At 53.9% G+C, this 21,759-nt stretch carries 17 protein-coding genes and 1 pseudogene; 3 read left to right on the forward strand and 15 right to left on the reverse strand.

From position 1 onward, the window contains the following. Positions 1-517: 517 nt before the first annotated feature. Positions 518-888 (forward strand): annotated as a pseudogene (locus Kalk_RS21530) (Tn3 family transposase); the annotation flags it as partial. Positions 889-1,102: 214 nt separating this feature from the next. Here the strand turns inward: Kalk_RS21530 and Kalk_RS11340 are convergent. After that, positions 1,103-1,288: a YheV family putative zinc ribbon protein gene (locus tag Kalk_RS11340; protein WP_101894357.1), complete on the reverse strand. Its 186-nt coding sequence runs from the start codon at positions 1,286-1,288 to the stop codon at positions 1,103-1,105. Beyond that, a complete protein-coding gene (prlC, locus tag Kalk_RS11345) occupies positions 1,285-3,321 on the reverse strand; it encodes an oligopeptidase A (RefSeq protein ID WP_101894358.1) in 2,037 nt (678 codons plus the stop codon). The genes Kalk_RS11340 and prlC overlap by 4 nt, the downstream gene beginning before the upstream one ends. A 419-nt stretch (positions 3,322-3,740) precedes the next feature. Here prlC and Kalk_RS11350 point away from each other — a divergent pair, with 419 nt between their 5' ends. Next, positions 3,741-4,286 (forward strand): outer membrane beta-barrel protein, encoded by a 546-nt coding sequence (locus tag Kalk_RS11350; protein ID WP_101894359.1) that lies wholly within the window; start codon positions 3,741-3,743, stop codon positions 4,284-4,286. Between the two features lie 51 nt (positions 4,287-4,337). Here the strand turns inward: Kalk_RS11350 and Kalk_RS11355 are convergent, their stop codons facing one another. The 3 genes from Kalk_RS11355 to Kalk_RS11365 form a co-directional block, all read right to left on the reverse strand. Beyond that, positions 4,338-5,675: a magnesium transporter gene (locus Kalk_RS11355; protein ID WP_101894360.1), complete on the reverse strand. Its 1,338-nt coding sequence runs from the start codon at positions 5,673-5,675 to the stop codon at positions 4,338-4,340. Positions 5,676-5,857: 182 nt separating this feature from the next. Further along, complete coding sequence (locus tag Kalk_RS11360) at positions 5,858-6,946, reverse strand: hypothetical protein (RefSeq protein WP_101894361.1); 1,089 nt, start codon at positions 6,944-6,946, stop codon at positions 5,858-5,860. A 35-nt stretch (positions 6,947-6,981) separates the two neighbouring features. Beyond that, positions 6,982-7,515, reverse strand: coding sequence for a type II toxin-antitoxin system death-on-curing family toxin (locus tag Kalk_RS11365; protein WP_101894362.1), 534 nt, complete (start codon positions 7,513-7,515; stop codon positions 6,982-6,984). A 116-nt stretch (positions 7,516-7,631) separates the two neighbouring features. Here Kalk_RS11365 and Kalk_RS11370 point away from each other — a divergent pair, with 116 nt between their 5' ends. Beyond that, positions 7,632-9,686, forward strand: coding sequence for a TonB-dependent receptor plug domain-containing protein (locus Kalk_RS11370; RefSeq protein WP_101894363.1), 2,055 nt, complete (start codon positions 7,632-7,634; stop codon positions 9,684-9,686). Positions 9,687-9,690: 4 nt separating this feature from the next. On the opposite strand, the gene aroE is transcribed toward Kalk_RS11370, so the two are convergent. The 10 genes from aroE to Kalk_RS11420 all read right to left on the reverse strand — a co-directional run bounded on the left by aroE (position 9,691) and on the right by Kalk_RS11420 (position 21,588). After that, entirely contained in the window at positions 9,691-10,506 is an 816-nt protein-coding gene (gene aroE, locus Kalk_RS11375) for a shikimate dehydrogenase (protein WP_324774935.1), read from the reverse strand. A 20-nt stretch (positions 10,507-10,526) separates the two neighbouring features. After that, positions 10,527-11,450 carry an oxygen-dependent coproporphyrinogen oxidase gene (hemF, locus tag Kalk_RS11380; RefSeq protein WP_101894365.1) on the reverse strand — a complete coding sequence of 308 codons (924 nt, stop codon included), beginning with the start codon at positions 11,448-11,450 and terminating at the stop codon, positions 10,527-10,529. 38 nt (positions 11,451-11,488) lie between these two features. Next, a complete protein-coding gene (locus tag Kalk_RS11385; protein WP_101894366.1) occupies positions 11,489-12,061 on the reverse strand; it encodes an L-threonylcarbamoyladenylate synthase in 573 nt (190 codons plus the stop codon). A gap of 1 nt (position 12,062) precedes the next feature. Continuing rightward, positions 12,063-12,572 (reverse strand): 5-(carboxyamino)imidazole ribonucleotide mutase, encoded by a 510-nt coding sequence (purE, locus tag Kalk_RS11390; protein WP_101894367.1) that lies wholly within the window; start codon positions 12,570-12,572, stop codon positions 12,063-12,065. Positions 12,573-12,653: 81 nt separating this feature from the next. After that, positions 12,654-13,784, reverse strand: a complete 1,131-nt coding sequence (gene dprA / locus Kalk_RS11395) for a DNA-processing protein DprA (protein WP_199767897.1) — start codon at positions 13,782-13,784, stop codon at positions 12,654-12,656. A gap of 70 nt (positions 13,785-13,854) precedes the next feature. Next, a complete protein-coding gene (locus Kalk_RS11400; RefSeq protein ID WP_158643450.1) occupies positions 13,855-16,149 on the reverse strand; it encodes a putative bifunctional diguanylate cyclase/phosphodiesterase in 2,295 nt (764 codons plus the stop codon). 47 nt (positions 16,150-16,196) lie between these two features. Beyond that, positions 16,197-17,279 (reverse strand): permease, encoded by a 1,083-nt coding sequence (locus Kalk_RS11405; RefSeq protein WP_101894369.1) that lies wholly within the window; start codon positions 17,277-17,279, stop codon positions 16,197-16,199. 63 nt (positions 17,280-17,342) lie between these two features. Further along, entirely contained in the window at positions 17,343-18,506 is a 1,164-nt protein-coding gene (locus tag Kalk_RS11410) for a retropepsin-like aspartic protease family protein (protein WP_101894370.1), read from the reverse strand. Between the two features lie 69 nt (positions 18,507-18,575). Further along, positions 18,576-20,207 carry an OmpP1/FadL family transporter gene (locus Kalk_RS11415; RefSeq protein ID WP_101894371.1) on the reverse strand — a complete coding sequence of 544 codons (1,632 nt, stop codon included), beginning with the start codon at positions 20,205-20,207 and terminating at the stop codon, positions 18,576-18,578. A 331-nt stretch (positions 20,208-20,538) separates the two neighbouring features. Next, on the reverse strand, positions 20,539-21,588 hold the full coding sequence (locus Kalk_RS11420; protein ID WP_101896291.1) for a LysM peptidoglycan-binding domain-containing protein: 1,050 nt from the start codon (positions 21,586-21,588) through the stop codon (positions 20,539-20,541). Positions 21,589-21,759 lie beyond the last annotated feature (171 nt).

Below are 21,759 nucleotides of genomic sequence, written 5' to 3' on the forward strand. Positions count from 1 at the left end.
TTGATACAGTTGAAAATAAATACTCTGATAAAATGACACTTCCTAATCAAAAAAGCACTTCGAATGAGGTGCGGCTCTTGATTTAACACCGAGGCTGCTACAACATGTGCCTTCACTTACTTGGACCGTTGGGTCGCCAAGGCTGCTGAGGTCATCAAAAATCTGCACCAAGAACCTCAGCATGGACATCTCGGTACCGTCAGCCGTTGCTTCAGCGTTGGCGATCGGACAATGGAGATACTGTCGATACCGTTGGACTGCGGAACGACCTTTTTGAGGTGGTGAAATCCCTGCACTAGCGGGTACAGCAGATGGCCAACCATCGCATCGAGCATGCCCGCCACGCGCTTGGGGCTTCTAAGAGCTGGCCAGTGCCAGCAATACCATCACGCAGCTTACCGCCCGACAACAACACCACGAAAATCACATTAAGCGGCAGAACAATTCCAATACATATTTATTATCAACAGATTATATTGTGAACGGCCAAATTCAACGCTTTTACCGGCCGGACTTCATCATTGAAGTAAGCCGCATCAACAAAACACTGTACCTGCTGAACTATATGGATGATAAAGACTATCTCAGCCGCATTCTGACTCAGCAGTTGAATCGTGGGTGAGGGCCGTCATGTAGTTACACGGGTGATCTGCCTCAGTCTGCACTGTGAAATCCGACGTGGCATCGGAACTCTGGGCTTGGTGGCCTACGTGCTAGCGCTGTGGAACACAATCTACGGCAGGCCGCCCTAAATTACTTGAGACAACAGGGTGATGATTTGAAAGAAGCGGATGAAGCCAGGCTATCACCACATCCACATAAACACGTAAATACTCTTTCACGTTGGCGGAACAGGTACTGAACGGCCAGCTTAGATCTTTTAAGTAACCATCGGAACTGGACGAATGGTCCTAGCGTACGTTTTCGTTCCGTTGGACTTCAAACCCCGATATTAAGCCATGCTCGAACCGCTGCAACAAAGCAGCCAGCTCAAGCAATATTTAAATCGGTAGATCCCCAAAGATTAGGCCACAACCGGGGCCAAGCGCTATTCTAAAACAGAATTTCGCTCACAGCTATGACATCCGAATGAACTGACGCCTTACTTCACCAACCTGACAACCCCATCAACCGGTTCTGACTGCGGCTCCACCTCCTTTGGCCGCACACTGGTGTAGCCGCAGGCATTACACTCGGCGATGTCTTCTCCGTCTTTGTGGTACACGAATATCTTGTCGATCTTTTCGCACTGGGGGCACTTGGCCCCCGCGATGAACATTTTCTTCATGCTGCCAGCCCACTGTGGCGCAGTAGCGCATCCACTTTGGGTTCACGGCCACGGAAGCGCTTGAACAATTCCATGGGCTCTTCCGAGCCACCTTTTTCCAGAATGTGTTCGCGAAAATCACGCCCCGCCTGTTCGTTGAAGATGCCTTCTTCTTCGAATCGGGAGAAAGCATCCGCCGACAGCACTTCGGCCCACTTATAGCTGTAATAGCCCGCCGCATAACCACCGGCAAAGATGTGGCTGAAGCTGCATTCAAATCGATTGAAATCAGGAGGGCTCATTACCGATACCCGTTTGCGTACATCCTCAAGCACGGCGTGCACATCCATGCCGGGTTGATATTCCTGATGAATGCGGAAATCGAAAATAGAGAACTCCAACTGGCGCACCATCATCATGGCGGATTGAAAGTTTTTTGCCGCCAGCATTTTCTCTAACATGGCATCTGGCAGTGGCTCACCGCTTTCATAATGGCCTGACATCAATGGGATCGCTTCTTTTTCCCAGCACCAGTTCTCCATAAACTGGCTGGGCAGTTCCACTGCATCCCAGGCCACACCGGCAATACCAGACACTGCATCTTCTTCCACCAGGGTAAGCATATGATGCAAGCCATGCCCGAACTCATGGAACAAGGTGGTGACCTCGTTGTGCGTAAGCAACGCTGGCTTGTCGCCAACCGGGCCGTTGAAGTTACAGGTTAAATAAGCAATGGGTTTTTGCAATCCACCCGCTAAGGTCTTGCGGCGCGAACGACACACATCCATCCAGGCTCCGCCTCGCTTATGAGCCCGCGCATATAAATCCAGATAAAATCCGGCAACAGCTTCTTCGCCTTTGAACACGTTGTAAAAACGAACATCAGGATGGTACAGATCGACACTGTCATCACGCTTAAAGGTAACGCCGAACAAGCGGGTGGCTACGCTAAATAAGCCACTCATTACTTTTTCCAGCGGAAACCAGGGGCGCAGCTCTTCTTGTGAAATGGCATAACGTTGCTGTTTCAGTTTTTCGCTAACGTAACTTACATCCCAAGCCTGTAAGTCTTTGAGGCCCACTTCATCGGCTGCGAACTGTTTCAGTTCTTCAAATTCCTGTTTTGCTACCGGCAGGGATTTCTCCGCAAGATCATAGAGAAAATCAAGAACCTGATCAGTGGTTTCGGTCATCTTGGTGGCAATGGAGCGCTCGGCGTAGTTGTTGAAACCCAGCAGTTGAGCCAGCTCGTGCCGCAATGCCAGTATTTCCTGCATTAACGGATTATTGTCCCACTGGCCTGCAAACGGCCCCTGGTCAGACGCTTTGGTGTTATAGGCTTGGTAAAAGGTTTTGCGCAAATCACGGTTATCACAATAGGTCATCACCGCGATATAAACGGGTATATCCAACGTCAACAAGTAGCCATCCTGCTCCTTTGCTTTGGCGGCCAACTCGGCAGCATGCAACTGGGTTTCGGGCAAACCGCTTAGTTGCTCTACATCAGTAACGTGCTGACTGAATGCATTGGTGCAATCCAGTACGTTTTCTGAAAACTTGCTGGTGAGTTCCGACAAACGCTTGCTGATTTCGCCATAGCGCTGTTGCTTGTCTTTCGGCAAATCAATACCCGATAGATGGAAATCGCGCAGTGCGTTGTCGATCACTTTCTTCTGCGCTACCGTGAACCCACTGTATTCGGGAGATTCCTTCAGTGCCTTGTATGCTTGATACAGCCCCTGGTGTTGGCCCAGCTTTGTGCCGTATTCCGATAACAAGGGCAGGCATGCGTTGTAGGCATTGCGCAGCTCTTCATTATTCATCACGCTGTTGAGGTGCCCCACCGGAGACCACACTTTGGATAAGGTGTCGTTCAGCTCTTCAAAAGGCAGCAGGAAGTTGTCCAGCGTGATGTCATGCTGTTGCACGTGGGAGACAATTTCCTCAATAAGCCGGTAATTTTCTTCGATGATCTGCGAGATGGCCGGTTTGATGTCCGCAGTCTGTATATCGTTGAATAAAGGTAGTTCATTCGGTTCAAGCATGCTGTTCATGACGACAACTGATCCTTAGGGGTATTCAGATAATTGTGGGGGTTTACATTTTAAATGCAAGGGGTCGAGCTAATAGATCAATAAGCTTTTTTATACAATGAACCAAAACAACAATAAAGGAGATTAACTTAATGCAAAAAATGCTTCATGCTCTTGAAGTTTCCCTATATGTTCTTGAAATAGTCAATATTGGTATATAATAGTGCGATTGTAGGACGCCATACTCACGTACAAGATTCTTTCTATAAGAGAAGTGAGTGATGGGCATTGAATTTAAGGTGAATTATTCTTTTGCGTTGTCTGTTCATATCCGGCTTCCGATTCAACATGTTGGAATGGATTTTGTGTTGCCTGTTTTTTAGTTTAATACCTCATTTTGATTCAACAAAGCGATACCTAAAAATAAGCAAGGAGAAAATATGAAGAAGTTAGTTTCAACGTTTTTACTGTCGAGTGTAGCCGCTACTAGCGCGCTGGCCAATCAAGGCTACGTTGGCGTTGAGCTTGGCAAAGTTCAAGCTGAAGTTACAGCCGACTACCTGTCTGAAAATCTTGATTTCGAACCCACTGCCTTCAAAGTAAAAGGTGGCAGCGAACTCAATGAAAATTTAGCCATTGAAGGCTATCTTGGTTTCGGTTTGTCCGATGACACTGTGGAATACACTTATATTGACGCAGAAGTGAATACCATGGTGGGAATCGGTGTAAGAGGTATTCTGCCACTGGGAGATGCGTTCTCTGTAAATGGCAAAGTGGGCTTGGCAAATATTTCTTATGAAGATAGTGAAGGCGATAAGTACAAGAACACAGGCCTTGAATATGGGGTTGGCTTGAAAATCAATCTGGGCACCTCTTCTGCCATTACATTGGACTACACGTTCCTACCGGATGCAGAAAACGATGAATGGGATCTAGACATTGAAGCGGAAATGCTGAGCATTGGCTTTCAGTTTTACCCACAGTAATTGATCCTGTATTTCATTAACAGGGTGCGCACCTAGCGCACCCTGTTAATTTCACACCAGCAACAGCGTCCCCAACCCCAGAAACGCTACAAACCCCACAATATCGGTCACCGTTGTCAATACGACTGAGCCGGACAGCGCTGGGTCCAACTTGAATTTATCCAATAGCACGGGCACGGCAATACCGGAAAATGCTGCCGCCACAATATTAACCAATATCGCCAGGGCGATAACCACCCCAATCACCGGGCTGCCAAACCATACTGAGGCCACCAACCCAATCACAATCGCCCAGAGCACGCCATTGAGCCCCCCGACACTCAGTTCCTTTTTTGCCAGTGCCTTCAGGTTGGCGCTGGTGACCTGCCCCATAGCCAAGCCGCGAATAATAAGTGTGAGTGTCTGACTGCCAGCAATACCGCCCATGCTTGCCACCACGGGCATCAATACAGCCAGTGCCACCACTTGTTGCAAGGTAGCTTCGAACAAGCCGATGAACCACGATGCCATGAACGCCGTCAGTAGGTTAATGCCCAACCACAGCGCGCGACTGCGAGCACTTTTCACCACCGGTGCGAACAAATCCTCGTTCTCATCCATGCCCGCGCCCGCCATTAGCTGGCCTTCGTAATAGGTGTTCACCAGCTCACCGGCGGTACCTACGTCGATACGCCCCAGCAGTTTGCCGGTATCATCCACCACCGGCAGGGCACTGAACCCCGATTGCTGTACTTTGACCGAGGCATCCACCGAATCCTCCTGACCTTCCAACACGGTGAAGACATCTTCAGACAAGTCCACCAACGGTAGATGATCAGGCGATGCGATGATTTTTCCGATCCGAACCGCCTCCGAAAAGTGGCCCGCCCGGTTCACTAAGAATACTGTGTCGACGTAGTCAGGCAGTTCACGCCGCAACAACCGCATGCCATCCCGTACCCGTGCGTTGGTGGGCAACACCAGCAGCTCGTGGCTTACCCAACGGCCGATCTGATCATCCCGATACTGTTTGGCTCCTTCGAAGTAATGACGTTGCTGCTCGTCCATCACCCATAACGCGCGATCAACCATACGTCGCGGCAACGATTCCGACAGCTCCACCAGATCTTCCGCCGCCATGCCGTCGAACAGGGCATCCAGTTCTTGCAGGGTCATGTTGTCCAGCAGGGATTCCCGAGGGTCACCACGCATGGTTAATAGAATATCGAGCTTGTCATCCGCCGGTACTTTGCTCCAGGCATCCAGACGTACCGCCAAAGGCAATGATTCCAGCAACAGGGCGACTTCTTCCGGCTCTCGCGTGGCCACGATCTGACGAATCACCTGATCCTGCTCGTCCGCAGTGGTGTCTACCAGTTCGCCAATCAGATCGGAGAGTTCGTCGGTCATAGTGCTGTCCTGTACTATCGGGATGGATGGAGCCAGTTGTTTTTAGACGCGTGAGATGCGCCTTTAGTCACAGCATAGTGTGAAATAAGTTTGGGTGGATGGAAATGGGAGAACGGATTTTAGTTTGGCCTTGTGCGGGATCTTTGAGTTGACACCATGAGCTCTTGCTGCCATCACTCGTCCTAACGGAATGACTCTGCCTCTTGCAGCAACACCGTCCAGGCCTGTTTGTCGGTGTTGTTGCGGTTACGCAGGCCGAGGCTGTCCAGATAGGCGCGGAAGTTGGGATTGTTAACGCCGTAATAGCCCACGAACTGATCCACCAGCTCGGTCGAAAAGTCGTGCAGTAAAAACCAGTTCAAAAACGGGATGCGTCCGTTGGCATCCCGCCAGGTGGCGAACACCTGGCGCACAAACTCTGCTTGCATGGCCTCTGAACTGCCACCGATCGTGGAAGCAGGATAGCCAACCTCCTGAAACACCCAGGGTCGATCTGTGACCACAGACAGTAACGCCGGAATATCGGCCGCCGCCGCGGTAGGGGGTTGCACGCTGAAATCCCCCTGCAGGGGATAGTAAGTGGTGATGATGACATCGGTGTTGGCGGTGAGATCCAGCCAGCTTTGTACGTTGCTGCCCAGCCAGCCACCAGCGGTGACGGTGATGCCCAACTGGGCCTGGGGCAGTCGGTTTTCGAGGTAGGTTTGAATGGCGCTGACAAAGGTTTTGTAGGCCGCCAACTCATCCATGCGTGCGTTTTCAAAATACACATCCACTTCGTTGCCGATGGACAGATAGGTCACCCGCCCCTGCATGGACGGCAGCAGCTGATCCAGCAGCCCAGTGAAGGCATTGATCATGGCGGGATCATCCCAGGCAGTTGCGCCCAGTCCGGCGGGCACTTCACGGGTCACCGTGTTGATCACTTGCAGGCCCAGCAACTGGGTGAGGTTATTCTGCTGCGCGCTGTTCATGGTACTGCTGAAGTCGGACAGTTTGTTATAGACACCCACTATCGGTTCCAACTCGGACCAGCGATAGGATTGAAACTGCCCGGTGGCGCCTGCATCCTGCACCATCTGAAAGGCCTGCAGGTAGCGTTGCAGCAGGTCACTACCGGTTACCGCCGGTTCGGTGTAGTAATAGGCAGAAATGGAGAGCACCCCCGGTTGTGACTGGGGCGGTTGCGGCGCTTCTGATGCGGGGTCGCTGCTGCCTCCACCACAGGCCAATAACAACAGGGTCGCGATTAGGGTGAGAGTCCATCCCATAGGGGTTTCCTGGCGCTTCAGCGCCGTAATCAGGGTTATTTGAGCAGTATAAAGTGCTCCAGCAGCTGGATCACCACCTCTTTCTGGTTCGGTGCGCTCTGGGCCACCAGCAGGGCGATGGCCACCAGTGCATTGTCATTGATGAGCTGGTCGACCGGTCTGGCCAGCAGATGTTGGTTGACGCGCAGGTACCATAGGAACAGAAAAGCGCCAGTGCGCTTATTGCCGTCGGTAAAGGGATGATTTTTAACAATAAAATACAGCAAATGCGCGGCGCGACTGGCGACGTTGGGGTAAAGCAAATCGTCGCCGAAACCCTGTTCAATACTGGCCAGTGCGGAGGCGAGCCCGTCACCCCGCAGGCGGGCGAACAGCTCAGATGCCTCGCCTTTGGCCATTAAAAACCCTTTAAAATCAGCGATGGCCGTCAGCACCTCACCTAAGGACAGGGCGCGCATGCCTGACTGCTGGTCGGCAGGTGACTGCAGGGTCTGGTCATCATAGGCTAGCAACAGAGTCCAGCTGCGGGCATAGTTGGCAATCAGGGCGTGATATTCAGAATCGGTCATGGTCGGTTTCAGAACCCCGCGTGACGAGCAAGTTCGGTCTATTATATGGGTTGAGAGGTCAAATTACGCGCAACTGCTATGCTTTTCTATCCAGAAAGAGGATTTCAAGGTTCGCCATGTACAGACGACAGTTAATCGGTTTTGTCCTGCTCGCAGCATTGCTCAACAATACTGCATTGGGTTACGACGATGATCTGTTTGAGTTGCCACTGGATGAGCTGCTGCAGGTCACCATCACCAGCACGTCTTATTTCGATCAATCCCTGATGGAAAGTGCCAGTAGCGTCACCTACAGTGACGCCTCCCGCTGGGACGAGCTGGGGGCCCGCAATGTAGGTGAGTTGCTGAATACTCTGCCCTCCACGGTTGCGCCCCAAGGCTATGGCCGTACCCGGGTTATCGCCATTCGCGGCTATTTCAACTATTCCATTGATACCGGCGTGGCCACGTTGCTGGATGGCGTGCCCATTAATCTGCTGCGCTTTGGCACCAGCGCCCTGGCCATTGACGGACATGATCTTGCCCTTTTGGATAGCGTTGAGTTGATTCGCGGCCCCGGTTCATCACTGCACGGGGCGGATGCGTTTCAGGGCGTGCTGTCGATGAATACGGTGGCCCATGGAGAGACAGGGGTGACCACTCGGCTGCAGGCGGGGAGCGAGGATTTTCAGGCGGGCTCTCTGGTGAGCCGCTATAGCGAAGGCTCCCAGCAGCTTACCACGGCGCTGGCCTACCGCAATTTGGGGAATCAGCATCAACAGTATTCTTATACTGATCCCGATACGGGGTTACCCGAGCAAAGTTCGCGCATGAATGCTCTGGAAAATCAGAATATTGTGATCAAGTACAGCGCCACCGATGCCCATCAGAACCGCTATCAGGTTTCCGGTTACCACATGAAGCTGGACGCCGACCAACTGCCCGGCGTTGCCAGGCAATCCGGTGTGGATCTGATGAAAGATCAGGATTGGGCAGGCTATGATGCCCGGCTCAGTCTGCTTAAGCTGGAATTTGAGCACGATTTTAATGAGGAACTGTCCAGTTCGGTGGTGGCCTATTATTGGGACTACAAAGATCAGGACACGCTCGATCTGCGGGAGGTGGCGCCTTCGCCCTTTAATTTTTATCAACAGGTCGACACCCAGGAGCATCATTGGGGTGTGCAGGCCATCAACCGGCACCAGTTTGCTGGGGGCAGTAACCTGGCTTACGGTTACGAATTTAATAGAGCCGAAAATGATGCCTTTACCACCACCCGCGTCACCCAGTCCGGCAGCCGTGTGGTGTCCCCCAATAATCAGCAAGGGGCCGAGACGGAGTATCACAGCCTGGTTCTGGACGGACGCTACCAGTCGGACCTGCTCCCGGAGCAACGCTCCACGTTTGTCTATGGCAGCAGGGTGGATGCCTTCCGCCAATTTGACACCCAGATCAGCCCACGGCTTGGCTATATTCATGGGCTTTCCTCTGCTGCGGTTGCCAAGCTGATCGTGAGCCGCTCCTTCCGCAATCCCAATACCTTTGAAACCTACGGATCCAACTCCGTGTTACCCAATCAGGATCTGGAGCCGGAAACCCTGGACAACATCGAACTGACACTGCAACACAGCAACAAACATCACTTCGGTTCGGTAACGCTGTTCAAGAATCGCTGGCGCAATTCCATTCGCGCTGTCCCTTTGGCAACGCCGGTTAACGGCGCTACCGTTCAGTTTGATAACACCACGGAAAGTGAAGCCTGGGGAGTGGAGCTGGAGGGAATGCAACGCTGGAACCAATTGCGCCTGGATGGCAGTGCTTCTCACGTGATCAGCCGGGATCTGGAAGACAATCAGGAATATGAAGCGTTCCCGGACTGGATGCTGAACCTGGGGGTGGGCTATGCGGTTTCCGACGTCACCGATGTGTATCTGTTCAACCGCTATCATCACCGCAAAGCGGCTTCGGTTGCTGAATACGGCTATGAGAACACGCAGGGTTCATCCACTTTCTTTCGAACCGATTTAACCGTTTCCTGGCAATGGCAACCGGATCTGACCACCCGTTTTACGATTCGCAATCTATTTGACCGGGAGAACTACATGCCCAGTTATTTTGACCGCCAGGATGGCTTGGCGGACAACGGGATCAATGCCTCGCTGTCCATCGAATGGCAACCCTTCGGCAGTTAGATACCTACATGGCGGCCCGCAGATCGGATATAACCGTGGGGGTGGAGGGCATGACTCCGCGCCATTGGCGAAAGGATTCCGCCGCCTGTTCCACCAGCATGCCGAGTCCGTCGAATGCTTTTTCGGCACCGTAATCTTTGGCCCAGGCGTTAAACGGGGTGGCTTGCTTGCTGTACATCATGTCGTAAACCCGGGTGTGTTCGCCAATGACGGATTCCGACAACTCGGGAATATCCCCTTGGAGGCTGGCGGCGGTGCCGTTGATTATCCAGTTGAACGGGCCCTGCAGTTTGTTCATGTGTACAGCTTCGATACGCCCCAAATCCGCAAACTCTTCTGCCAGGTGATGGGCTTTCTCAAACGTGCGATTGGTAAGCACCACCAACGCCGGTTTTTCTGCCAGGATGGGTGCCAATACGCCGCGCACGGCACCGCCTGCTCCCACCACGAGAATTTTTTTGCCGCCCAGACGGCCATCGTGATTGTGCATGATGTCCCGCACCAGACCGGCACCGTCGGTGTTATCACCCACGATGCTGCCATTGTTGCGAATCAGCAGGGTGTTGACGGCCTTGGCACGCTGGGCGCGCTCGGTCAGTTCATCCGATAATTCGTAGGCGCGTATTTTGAACGGTACTGTGATGTTGAGACCTTTGCCGCCTTCTGCAAAAAATTTACGCACCGCGTCTTCGAAGGAGTCTTCCGGCACCAGCATACTGGTGTAGGTCATATGCTGATCGGTCTGTTCAGCAAAGGCTTTGTGGATCTGTGGTGATTTACTGTGCTTGATGGGGTTACCCATCACCGCGTATCGATCAATACTCATAACATTTTAATCCGTTAAATCCAGTCTCTGGCACCGAGAAAGTCGGTGTAGAGTGTTTCCTCTTGGGAGCCGGGTTGCGGCTGCCAGTTGTATTTCCAGCTCACCAGTGAGGGCAGGGACATCAGTATGGATTCCGTGCGCCCCCCGGTTTGCAAACCGAACAGGGTGCCGCGATCGTAGACCAGGTTGAATTCCACGTAGCGACCGCGACGGTAGAGCTGAAACTCACGCTGCTGTTCGGTGTAAGGTAACGCCGCTCGCTTGTGCAGAATAGGGCGATAAGCTTGTATGTAGGCATCACCGACGGAGCGCATGAAGGCAAAACAGGTATCGTAATCCCAGCCGCTGCTATCGCTGTTCAGGTCATCAAAAAACAAGCCGCCCACACCACGGGTTTCATCCCGATGCTTGAGATAGAAGTACTCATCGCACCATTTCTTGTAGCGCGGGTAGACGTCCTCGCCAAAGGCATCGCAAGCCGCTTTTGCGGTTTGGTGCCAGTGTTTGCAGTCTTCTTGGTTGCCGTAGTAGGGCGTCAGGTCAAAGCCGCCGCCAAACCACCATACTGGCTCAGCGCCTTCTTTTTCGGCAATGAAAAAACGCACATTGGCGTGGGAGGTGGGCACCATGGGGTTGCGGGGGTGTATGACCAACGATACGCCCATGGCCTGAAAGCTTCGACCTTCCAGCTCCGGACGATGGGCGGTGGCGGATTTGGGCAGGCCATCACCAAATACATGGGAGAAGTTAACCCCGGCTTTTTCGAATACCTGACCACCTTCCAGCACGCGGGAACGTCCACCGCCACCCTGCTCCCGCTGCCAGCTGTCTTGCAGAAATGCCTGACCGCTGGTTTCCTCCTGGGCCAGTTGCTGACAGATGTCATCCTGCAGGGCCAACAGGTATTGCTTAACGGCGTCGATATCGATGTTGAGCATGATGATTCCCTATTATAGTGGATCTAGCGGTGTGCGCCCTACCCGGCGCGAATGATACGGCCACTTTGTAAATCCCGTATTTCAGTGGGCTTGTTCGCTCTGGGGGTGTAACCGGGCAGGATGTAGTCTGCTCCGATCCCATATTGGGCGCGCATCAGTCTGAGCGGAAACTCGCTTCTGGCGGGTGCCTGACCACTGCGGTTGGCGCTGGTGGATACAATGGGGCCACCCCATATGGAACATAGGGCCTGCACGGTTGGGTGAGCGCTTACTCTCACTGCCACACTATCAAAATCGCCCTTGATCCAGGTGGGGATCATATTCTCTGAATCGGGAATCAGCCAGGTAACGGGGCCAGGCCAGCTGGCTTCCAGATCACGGCGTTGCGGCAATGTCAGGGTTTGCAGCAGTGGCGCGATCTGATCACAGTTGGCCGCCACCAGGATTAGCCCTTTGTGGCGGGGACGCTGTTTGATTCGCAGCAGACGATCGACCGCTGCTTCGTTAAACGGATCGCAACCGTAACCAAAAACGGATTCGGTGGGGTAAGCGATCACTTCGCCCCGAGTCAGCGCGTGAACGGCACCAAGCTGGTGCCGCAGCGATATCATATCAGTCTTTCTGAGCCAGACGGGCCTGCAGTGCTGCGTCTTTTTCCTGCACCGCTTTGGCGTTGGCAGCACGGTCGTCTTTCACCCGCTGCGCCAGCTCGGAATCCGCCAGTGACATCATCTGGGCCGCCAGATAGGCTGCGTTCTTGGCACCGGCTTTGCCGATAGCAACCGTAGCCACAGGAATTCCGCCGGGCATTTGCACGGTGGAAAGCAACGAATCCAAACCGTTCATAGAGGCGTTGATGGGGATGCCGATGACTGGCTTGGTGGTGGCTGCTGCCACGGCTCCAGCCAGATGGGCCGCCATGCCTGCTGCACATATGAATACGGAACAGCCGCGCTTATCCGCATCTTTGACGTAGCTGTGGGTGATTTCCGGAGTACGGTGAGCGGAAGTCACCTTCACCTCGTAAGGGATTTTCAATTTGGACAGGGTATCCAGAGCGGGTTCAACCTGGGGCAGGTCTGAGTCCGATCCCATCAGGATGGCTACAAATGGCTTAGACATGTTCACACCTCTTAATCGTACCAATTGAGTAAGGTATTCAATGGAGGCGCGAAATTACCGCAGCTTGCAGCCGGATGCAAGTCAGACTCGGCTGTATCCACCTTGCTGCTGCTGCACTACCCCATCTATTTCCAACATCACCAGCGCCGAGCTGATGTCCGCCACACACAGCCCGGTCAGGCCCACCAACTGATCCACGGGGGTTGGGTCGTACTCCAGCGCGGCCAGCAGCAACCCCTCTGGTGATTGACTATCGTATTGATCATGCAGTAGATTTTCTTCGGCATGGGGCATAGCCTGCTGTTGCATAAACCCAAGCAGGGGCATCAATTCATCTACCACTTGCTGGGCCGTTTCCACCAAACGGGCCCCGTTGCGAATCAATGCATGGCAGCCCTTGGCCAGGGGATCATTGATGGAGCCGGGAATGGCAAATACTTCCCGCCCCTGATCTACGGCCTCATGGGCGGTGATCAGTGACCCGCTCTTGATGGCCGCCTCCACCACCAGCACCCCCAGACTCAAGCCGCTGATAATGCGATTGCGGCGGGGAAAGAATTCGGCCCGCGGCGATACCCCGATGGGGAACTCGGATACCAGTGCGCCCTGTTCGATGATTTCTTTACCCAGGCTGCGATTGCGATTGGGGTAGATGTCATCGAGGCCATGGGCCAGCACGGCGATGGTTTTACCGCCGCCGAGCAGAGCCCCGGCATGGGCGGATGCGTCGATCCCCAATGCCAGGCCGCTGGTGGTGATAAAGCCATTGGAAGAGAAGCAGCTGGCAAAATCCTGGGCGATTTTTTGCCCCTGTCGGCTGGAATGACGACTGCCCACAATGGCAATCTGGGGCAGGGACAGTAAACCGGCGTCACCTCGTACAAACAGAATCGGTGGTGAACCCTGAATCTCACGGAGCAAGGGAGGGTAGTCGTCACTGGCCCAGGTCAGGATATGATGCTGAGCGCTTTGCTCAAGCCAGTCCAGATCCTGGGTCACGCCTTCCAGCAAGGCTCGCTCGCTGCCCCGCTGGAAGCCGCGGATCTGGTTGCGCTGACGGGTATTTAACCCCAGGCTGGCCAGCTCGGCGTCGGACAGGGAAAAAAAGGCAATCATGCTGTGATAGCGGTCGGTAATCAGGCGAAAGTGGCTGGGGCCGATTCCGGATATACGCCACAGGGCCAACCAATAGGGCAATTCTTCCAACAACATGGGAACATCCGTCTCCAGGCAAATCCATTAAGGTAGGCTATAGAGACGTCCACAAGGCAAAAATCGGGCTTTAATTGCCCCGGCGCTGTAGATACCAGGCATCAAATTCGGCTGCGGGGATGGGGCGGCTGATGTGATAGCCCTGGGCCTGCTCGCATTGCAGGTTGCACAGGGCTTGCAGGGTTGCTTCGTCTTCCACTCCTTCGGCCACTACGTTGAGGCCAAAACTGTGGGCCAGGCCAATGGTGGAGCGCACAATCACGGCGTCGGCTTCATCGGTGAGCATTTCCTTTACGAAGGAACGGTCTACCTTCAGGGTCTGAATGGGCAGGCGCTTGAGATAGCTCATCGAGGAATAGCCGGTGCCAAAATCGTCGATGGCCAGATGCAAACCCAAATCGTGGAATGACTGCACCACTTGCAGGGCGCGCTCCGGGTCGGTGATCAGAGCCGATTCGGTGATTTCGATTTCCAACAAATGATTGGGCACCCCGAATTCATGCAACAGCGACTGGATCAAAGCGGGGCAGCGGACATCGATCAAATTACGGGCGGACAGATTCACCGCTACGGCGATCTCTTTGCCCTCATCCAGCCAGCAACGCACCTGACGCAGGGCCTCCCGCAGCACCCACAGGCTCAGCGGATGAATCATTTCGGTCATTTCCGCCAGCGGGATGAAGTCGCCGGGGGGTATCATGCCCTGCTCCGGATGCACCCAGCGCAGCAGCGCTTCGCAGCCGTTACAGGCACCGGTGGCGAGGTCAATGCGGGGCTGATAGTGTAATTGCAGTTGATTGCTGCGGATCGCCACCCCCAGATCCGCCAGAATGGTCAAGCGGCGGGTGCTGTTGGCATCCATACTGGCATCGTAGAAATGAAGATTCTCACCGTGGGTTTTGGCCTGATACATGGCCACGTCGGCGCAGCGCAGCAGGGCATGGCTGTTGTCGCCATTTTCGGGGAAGAAGGACACGCCGATGCTGGCGCCCATTTCCAGTGACATGCCCTCCACATCCAAGGGTTTGCTGAGGGCCTCAATCACGGCGTCCACCAGCGTAATCACTTCATCCCGATTGCTCACATGGCTTTTCAGCAGGGCAAATTCATCCCCCCCCAGGCGATACACCTCCAGCTCGTTATCTTTATGCAGCAGCGAAAGGCGCTTGGCTACCTGCTGCAGCAGAAAATCCCCGATACGATGGCCGAGGGTGTCGTTTACGTCTTTAAACCGATTCAGATCCAGCAAAATCACCGCCACTTGAAGGCCGCGCAGCTTGCTTTGGGCCAGCATGCGGGACGCACTCAGGTGCAATGAATCCCGGTTGGGCAGTTCGGTCAGGCTATCGTGGGTGGCGCGGTAGGCCAGCTGACGCTGGGACTGCACCAGTGCGTCTTCTGCCTGTTTGCGATCACTCACATCCCGTACGGTGCCGAGAATGCAGTTAACCCCATCCAGCATGACTGAGTTGAGGGTGACTTCGGCATCGAACAACGTGTTATCCAGACGCCGGTGAGTCCATTCAAAGAACTGGCTTGCCCCTTCCAATGCGTTCTGCATATGGCTGGCCGCCACGCTGGAGGAGATGGAACCGTCGGGCTGTAGCTCTGGAGACAGGTCTGCCGGTGTCGCCCCCAGCAACTGCTCACGATTACCACGAAACATGCGAAACGCAGCGGGGTTGCATTCAATGATTCTGGGGCCATTGAGCACAAAAACCGCATCACCGGAGCCTTCGAACAGGGCACGAAAACGCATCTCTCGGTCACGGAATGAGCTGAACAGCAGCACTTGTGACACCATGTCCGCCACAGAGGCCACAAAAATTTGCTCGTCTTCTGTCCAAAAGCGGCGCTGCCCCACCTGCTCCAGACACAAAACGCCTTTGGTAATACCCTCGTTGCGCAAGGTGCCATCCAGCATCGACTGGATATTCAGCGGTTTCAGATAGGATTCGGTAAATTCGCGGGTGCGGAGATCTTGTTGGGCGTCACTGGCATTGATCACGCGCTCCAATGCCAAGGCGCTGAAGTACCGGGGGTAAGCCCTGGCTTCCAGCACCAATCCGCTTTCAAAACGGTTTTGTTCTTCCAGATAGAGACACAAACACTCCATTTTCGCCATATCGGGTGAGATCTGCCAGATACTGGCACGTTCCACCCCCAACACGTTGGCGCAGGTCTGGGTTATGTGACGCAACGCCTGGGTCAGGCTGGACTGCCAAACTTCTTCAGATTTGGACAGCGCCACATAAGCTTCCGTTAACTGCCGCGACAGGCTGGAAGCACTTTGTGAAGTTTTGGGTGATGTTTCTCGCATGAGCAGCAAATCGTCTGCAAAAGGGTCTGTTTCAAGTATAGACAAGGTTGCCCTGACTACCGGAAAAAGCCTGCAAATTTAAACGCCGGTATTTACGCAGAGAATTGATTCAGCAGCACACCCAGCAGGAGGATCTGGGGCAAGGTCACCAACGGCAGCACGAATGCCATTTTCCAACGCCCGGTGGTTTCCTTTAACACCATGATCTCGGTGTAATCGGTGGATACCCCCGCCATCATGAAGGTAAAAGCATTACCCGGCGCAGCGGCACGGGTCAGCAGATCAGCAGCGATAGGCAGCAGGCCTTCCGAGCACACTTCAATCACGGTGGCGGCCACCAGGGTCAAACCCAGGCCCACCAAGGTCGGCCCAAACCAGGTTTGCATGGCATCCTGGGATACAAATGTCTTGATCAGTGCCGCCAATACCATGCCGAACAGCAACCAGCGCATGATCATTTTGCTTTCACTGAAGCTGTCTAAACACACGGTTCGAAACAGCCCCCGTTCACGCCGAATGCGCCGTACATTGTCCTTCACTGAAATTTTCTCGGCGCGCTCGGTTTCAGCGCGAAAGGGGTTTTCCTCAATGGAACCTCGGCTTTCCATACCATCGACGATCAAGCCCGCCACCACCGCCACCAGAAAGGAAAGACCGATAAATGTCAGCGTCCACGCCCACCCCAGCAGGGCAAACATCACGATGGTAAGGGAAAGGGAATTCCAGGGAGAAGCAATCAGAAACGCCAGCACCTGGGAATAACGCACGCCGCTTTTGTACAGTTTACCGGCGATAAGCAGCAAGCCGTGGTTGCACAAATCCAGCACAATGCCTGCCGCCGCCGCACGCAACACACTGCCCACTCCCCGTTGCCTGCCCAGGGCATTGAGGATGGTGTCTTTGGGCAATAGGTTCATCAAACCAATGGAAAACACACCGATGAACATGCCTAACCACATGTCCTGCACCAGCTCCCATTCGGCGGTAATAAATGTCACCAAATAAGGGATGTCCGGCAGCCACGACTCCGGCATGGCTGCCGCCAGAATGGACATCGCCAACACAGCGCTCGACCCCCAAAACAGCCAGTCAACCCGTGAATGATCATGACAGCTATCGCCATGACCTTGTTTAGGATCAGGCGCGGGGGAATGACAGCAGGAGGATTCGCTCATGGTACACCTTGCCTCGCATTAGCGTGGGCTGTTTAGCAGTAGCTCTCACTATAAAGCCAAACCTCACTTGCTGTCCAAGAACAACAGCGCCTGATCCTGATCGATGGAGAACGCATAACGGCTGAGAAAATTCATGCCTAACAGACCATCCACATGCTCCGACGGCAGATTCACCTGTAATAGCTGCACATCGAGTTGCTCCCATCCCCCGATCCGCATACTGCCAATTTCATACAGGGGTGACACCACCATGCCATTGGCGGTGTTCACCTGCACTTGCTGATCGGTGGTGTGCAGATCCGTGTACTGTTGCAGCAACGCAATGGCGCGGGCATTCAAGGCCGTGATGGTCGCGCCGGTATCGATCATCAGGTTCAGTTCCACGCGCTCATCAAACACAACGGTTACCACGAACTGCCCCATGCGGTGCTGTAAACCAATGCCCTCCTGGGCTCTTTGCTGAGCTGCCAGCTGTTCCTCCAAGCGCTCTTTGCGCTCATCGATCGCCGGCTGGTGGGTGTCGCTGTAGGGCAACAACTGCAGTTGAAACAGCGCCTGTTCCCATTCACCAGACGCTTCATACACATCGGACAACATGATGCCAAAGGGTGCGTATTGAGGCTGTTTCTCCAGCGCCAGCAATAACAGCGGCATCAACTCAAAATTCTGTGATAGGCGGGTGGGGGTGAGGGTGCGTTGCCGGGCCAGCTGATCGGCCAGCAATTGCTCAATACTGTCCATCAGATACTGGCGTCGCGGGGCAGAAAGGGTCGTGGCATGGGACTCAAACAGTATCAGCAGGGCATCTCGCCGTTGACCCAACCCTTCATGGGCGCTCGCCAACCAATCCTGCCACAATTCACGATTACGATCCCAGGTATGCAAGGGCTCCAGCCATAACAACAGCCGCCCCCACTGCTGCTCGTCTTGCCACTGCAACAGAGTATCGTCCAGCTGCTGTAACGCCTGTTGGCGCCCGGGCAGACTCAGTGCGGGGGTGTCCAGGTACGCAATCAGGGCTTCCGGCTGATCCAGTTGCAGCCAGCGGCTCACGGCATTGCCGCCCAGATCCACCGGCGTATCCGCTGGCTTGGATGCGGGCTCAGGTGATTGTCCACTCAGCGGGGATGTCGCTGTCGCAACAGGCGAAACCCACTGCACTGCGCTCCACCAGCCCAGCGCAAATCCAACCAGCAGGCATAACAGCCAAGGGGTTGTTTTCGTCACTATAGAATTCCGTTCAGTCCAATGGCTGCAACCATGCGCATAACGCCAAAGGGCTAACTATGGCAGAACTCAAAAATGGGTGGAATACGTGACGGAGAAAATATACGCCTCCAGTTTGTGATCAATCTTCAATCCGCGATAGGGGTTGTAGACCACATCACCTTCCAGGGTTGAGTTGGCATTACGACTTTCACCGGGATCAATGTGAATCTCCGACACCAGATAACCAAAACCTGCGTCCAGCTGCGAATGCTTACCCATGCGATAGCCAAAACCCACTGTGTACAAATCCGCATCACCAATGGGAATCAACAGATCCTGACGATTTTCGGGAATTGAAGACGAACGCGGCTCATAACCGGCCCGCAAAAACAGATTGTCATTGTAGCGATATTCCACCCCAAAGGACGCATCCACCACCGCCTCATAGCGGCGCTGCAGACGCAGCTCATCCGGATCAGCGTAATCGCCGCCGATCTGGCCTGCGGTATAAATATCGGACAAATTGTTCACCACACTGGCCAGCACCAGATAGTCCAGCGGCTGATCAAACTCGAACACCAGCTCTTTCAAAACGCTGTAATCCACCCATTTGACGTCCACATTGACGCGCCAGTCCGGTGTCACCAGCATGGACACGCCCACCGAAGCCCACTGCGGCTGGATAAAATCAATTTCCACATCGCCGGTTTGACGGGTCGCCCCGCTGATGGGGCCGCCACCCAGAACCGCCAGCGCGCCATCCGCCGGCTGCAACCCCAACATCAATTCATTAAAGCTCTGGGTGTAGGAGAGGCTGTAATCACCTTTCATATGGGATTTGCCTTCACTTTGATAGGTCGCCCCCACCGACAGCCAACTGGTAGGCTGCCACAGCAGGCCCAGGGTAAATGCCACTGACAGAGGATCTTCTGCTTCTACCTCCAACACGCCCACATCGTTATAGGGGTTCAACCCCAAATCCAGATCCAGTCCCACCTGGGATGCCAGATTCGCCGCCAGCGCATTGAGACCACCCACCGTATCCAGCACACTGCGGGTGCGGGTGGTAACCCCCAAGCCCTGCCAGGAGAAACCTATGGAGCCCCCCATATAGAGATTATCCGAGAGTTCAAAGCCAACAGAGGGGTTGAAGTAAGCCAGACGGGTAATGCCGAAACGCTGACCATTGAACGCCCCCACATTGTCCATATCCCGCTCATAACCGAAGATCTGCACTGCAAAGGCCGAGTTGGCAAATACAAACTGATCATTCGTACCACCGCGCAGCGCAAAACCGTAACCCGGTGCAACCAAAAACGGTAATGACGTGTGCCCGAAAAAAGGCAGATAGACCGACGGACTGTCTACCGACACATCCCGAGACTGCTCTCCCTGCAACAAGGGCTCGTCGGCAAAGTCCGGGTTGCTGATTGGATCATAACTGCGCCCTGGCGCAGCACCACTGACGGTGCCTTCATGATTAAAAAACGCCGTCTGCAACTTGTACTGCTCATACTTGGTCTTGACCAAAGCCAGTGCCGCCGGGTTGTAATGAATTGCATCCGGGCCCCGTACCGAGGCAGTGGCGGAATTACCCATGGCCAGCGCCACCGGGTTGCCAATGGACAAATTGTGAGAAAGCTGAGCACCGGCTGGGGCACTGAGCAAAACAGAAACAACGAGAGGCGCCAATTGGCGCTTGCCTGGGAATGTGATCATAGTGCTGTGATACCGTTCTTATTTTTATGCTGCCAATCATGGCAGAGTTTTAAACGGTATTGTTAGCCAACTGACCGGGCCAGATCTTGACCAAAAAGACATTGAGGTGCGGGTATTCGGCAACCGCCCCACCGCATAATAGACCTATCAGCCGCAACCTAATGAATTTAATGGAATTGACTGTTTTATAAGCTCAAAGAGCAGGGCAATGTTCCATAACACTTTGATTTGTTAGAATTTGTAATCTTTCGGCCCCAGAAACGAAACAACCCGCTTGGTAGCGGGTTGTTTAAATTGTGCACTAATACTGGACGCTGACGTCTGGAGCTCATCAGGTCGGGTTTTTGACCACATCACCCACTTGCAAAGGCGCCTCGGCACGCAGAATCAAACCGTAGCTGACCTTTTCAAAGGTACGGAACACCATCAATATCCCACGCCGCTCGTCCGGCAACTTAACCAGCTCCAGGGTGATCCGGTCTTTTACAATGGAACCCTTGGTGTGTACCGCCAGCACATCACCAATCATCAAACCCTCTCGCTCACCGCGGTTCAACACCACCACATCGTACTGGCTTACGTTACGCACACCACTGAACACATGCAGAATTTGACCTTCCACCTCACCTTCAGGTGACTTGGGGTAAAATACCGAATCCACTTTACGCTCTTCGGTGGGAATCAGACGGTCGTTAGGGCGGATATCTTCATTAGAGTTGGTAACCTTAAAACGGGCCACTTCACCTTCGCTGTTTTCAAAACGCGCCAACCCCATATCGATGGCGGCAAAGCCCAGCAGCTCTTTGGACTCGGGATCAACATAAGCCGCGCCTTTACGATACACACCATAGCTCTGATGAGGGTTTTCCCAGCCAGGGACATGACGGGCGTACATATAATCGCCCAGCCCCATCACGATATGATCTTCATCACCGGCCAGGATATAAGGTGAGGCATTGATCTCTTCCTCAGTCATGACCCGGCTATTCTTGAGAAAACTCTGGATATGCTCCAGGGGAATAGCAGGAATCACCGATTGCAGTGGCTCGCTGCGCACCTCAGGAGACAGCTTCACGGTGTCACCTTTCTTGAACACCATGGGGCCACGCTCAACGGTGAGGCCCGGCTTGCCATTCACATACACCAGCTTGATCAGATCGCCAGGGTAAATAAGGTGCGGGTTATTGATCTGTGGGTTAACGTGCCACAGCTCAGGCCACAACCAGGGGTTGCTCAGAAAAGCATTGGAAATGTCCCACAGGGTATCACCCTGCTTCACCGGGTAGACATCAGGGTGGCCCGGCTTAAGTTCCACAGCCGATACCTGCATGGCGATGCTCAGCAAACAGCCACCTGCCAGCCTGAGAAATGATTTCATCATGGTGAGAATCCCTTTATCATTATCAGCGCCTGATTGATCAGGCAGTTTTTTCGCATACGGGAAACGGCAAAACACCAGCACACTGGAATTCGCCTACATTTCACTATAGACCGATTTACCGTGGAGTGTTTTGCGCAATCTGACTAACAGTTTAGACAAGTTTGGCAAAAA

Source organism: Ketobacter alkanivorans, assembly GCF_002863865.1.
GTDB classification, from domain to species: Bacteria; Pseudomonadota; Gammaproteobacteria; order Pseudomonadales; family Ketobacteraceae; genus Ketobacter; species Ketobacter alkanivorans.